3 protein-coding genes are annotated in these 2,064 nt (G+C 40.6%); 1 reads left to right on the top strand and 2 read right to left on the bottom strand.

The genetic code is table 11. The annotated features are described in order from the left end of the window. Positions 1-420, bottom strand: a 420-nt coding sequence (locus KNP79_RS15510; RefSeq protein WP_215192925.1) for a family 1 glycosylhydrolase, incomplete at its 3' end; no start/stop codon positions are given. Here KNP79_RS15510 and KNP79_RS15505 point away from each other — a divergent pair. After that, on the top strand, positions 394-1,005 hold the full coding sequence (locus tag KNP79_RS15505) for an IS3 family transposase (RefSeq protein WP_029596456.1): 612 nt from the start codon (positions 394-396) through the stop codon (positions 1,003-1,005). The two genes, KNP79_RS15510 and KNP79_RS15505, sit on opposite strands and share 27 nt — an antisense overlap. Before the next feature lie 63 nt (positions 1,006-1,068). On the opposite strand, the gene KNP79_RS15500 is transcribed toward KNP79_RS15505, so the two are convergent. Further along, positions 1,069-1,788 (bottom strand): peptidoglycan DD-metalloendopeptidase family protein, encoded by a 720-nt coding sequence (locus tag KNP79_RS15500; protein ID WP_029336161.1) that lies wholly within the window; start codon positions 1,786-1,788, stop codon positions 1,069-1,071. Between the last annotated feature and the right edge of the window lie 276 nt (positions 1,789-2,064).

Here is a 2,064-nt window from a genome sequence, read left to right as displayed (position 1 = left end):
CGCATGCGTTGTCGAAACACTAAAACCCAGCTGGCAAAGTTCTGTACTTTTCGTTGCATTATTGTGCACATTTGTATTGCAAAATACAAAGTGGCCATTATACATCATCCCCACTTTGTTCTCTGAATCAATTTCATGGGCAAGTGTCACGGCTTTGGCATTCGCCAACATCTGATGGAATGCACCGATAAACTGTGATTCTTTCGTTGAAGAAGGGATTCCTCCCCCCATCCATGGTTTTGTCGACATGACATTGATTTCATTAAAAGGAATCCAATATCGGACTTTACCTTTATATCGAGTAAACATGGTTTCGCAGTAGTGAAGGAAGAAGTCGACCACATCACGATGAAGCCAGGGGCCATATTTCTGTAATCCTAGCGGAGTCTCGAAATGAAGAGAATCATGAAGAAGCACCATCTCCAGTGTCGGATCAAACCCAAACGAAAATGGAAGTCTCAGGGTGAGAGTATCGTCATCGCCCCTGACCTTCTCAAGCGAGACTTCACTGCCAGTAGACCGAATAAGAAGTGGGTGACGGACATCACCTACATCCAATACGGGGGCACGACGAAGTACCTCTCCACGATCATCGACCTATTCAACAATGAGATTGTTGCCTATAAGCTATACGATCATCAACAGACGCCCCTCGTCATCGATACGTTAAGGATGGCGTTGGAGAGTCGGAACAATCCCGAAGGGGTTATCATCCATTCAGATCAAGGAAGTGTCTATACATCATATGCCTTTCAAGATTTCGTAAAGAGGAAGTATCTGACGAGCAGCATGTCTCGAAGAGGCAACTGTTGGGATAATGCGGTGATCGAATCGTTTCATTCGAACTTGAAGTCTGAGGTGTTCCAGTACGTCAAGTTCAACTCGTTAAGCGACTATGAAGTGCGTGAGCGGGTGAATAATTACTTAACTTACTACAACGAAGAACGTATCCAAGAAAAATTAGGCTACCTCACACCGATAAAATATGGTGTGGCGGTAGCCTAATCAAGGTATTTTTATTAGTGTCTCATACAGCTAGGTCAGTCTAATCTTTTCTTTTTTTTTAGGTTACAAATAGTTCATTGGGTTGACACTATTCGCTGCAGAATAACTGCTGTATTTATAACTGTTTTTATGAATCTCAAAGTGCAAATGATTTCCGAACGAGTTTCCTGTATTCCCAACTGTTCCAATCTTCATACCTTTAGAGACTGTCTGACCATTTTTTACCGAAAGGCTGTTCATATGAGCATAAACGGTTACGTATTTTTGATTCTGTAGACTATGTGAAATCATAACGTGTTTACCGTATGCACCGCTGTTTTTAGATGTAATGACTTTTCCACTGGCAGAAGCGTAGACGGGTGTGCCTTTTGCTGCAGCTAGATCAACGCCATTATGGAATGTATAACCGTAAGCACCATTAGAGTTTCCGTATCCTTGGGTCAGCCGACCTTCTGTAGGAGAAGCAAAAAGAGAGTTATTATATGATGTTTTTTTGGCAACGTGGCTCTTATATTTTTTTAGGTAAGAACTATAGATATACCGTGTGTTTCCTTTGTAAAGGACTTTTGTCCAAGCTCCTTTTTTTCCTAAATAAGAAAAGGTCTGCCCAGTGTTAGTGATGCCGACAATTTTGTGATTGAGAGAAGGACCAGTCCGAACACGAAGATCGTCTGTCTTCACTTTTACGTTATATGCACTACTTGCTTCGACTTTTGGACTATGCATCGAAAAAGTTGTTGTGAGTAAGACACTAGAAGCGATAAGTATTACCTTGTTTTTCATTAGTTGTACTCCTTTAAAGATAAAGATACAGTGACGAACGATTTGTTAAAAGGAGTATAGCATCACTATATTACAAAAAAGTATATCAAATTCATTTCAAAAATTGACAAGAGATTTAATCAAAAAATGCATAGTTTTTTCACAAACGGATTTTATGATAAAAATTAAACACATTTCTTTTTTATAAGACGGTTTGTCAAATTAAGCGCAACACTTCCTCGGTGAAGGCCTCGTGTGCGGTTTTCCAGTCCAGGCACTTTCTCGGTCGCCCGTTGA

The organism is Exiguobacterium sp. s7 (assembly GCF_018618195.1).
GTDB classification, from domain to species: domain Bacteria; phylum Bacillota; class Bacilli; order Exiguobacteriales; family Exiguobacteriaceae; genus Exiguobacterium; species Exiguobacterium mexicanum_A.
The sequence above is the reverse complement of the archived record's forward strand: the minus strand, read 5'-3'. Positions and strand labels throughout refer to the sequence as shown.

Bases quoted from the DNA above. Each gene is read 5' to 3' on its own strand.
- KNP79_RS15505 (WP_029596456.1), top strand. From the start codon at position 394: ATGAAGAGAATCATGAAGAAGCACCATCTCCAGTGTCGGATCAAACCC.
- KNP79_RS15500 (WP_029336161.1), bottom strand. From the start codon at position 1,788: ATGAAAAACAAGGTAATACTTATCGCTTCTAGTGTCTTACTCACAACA.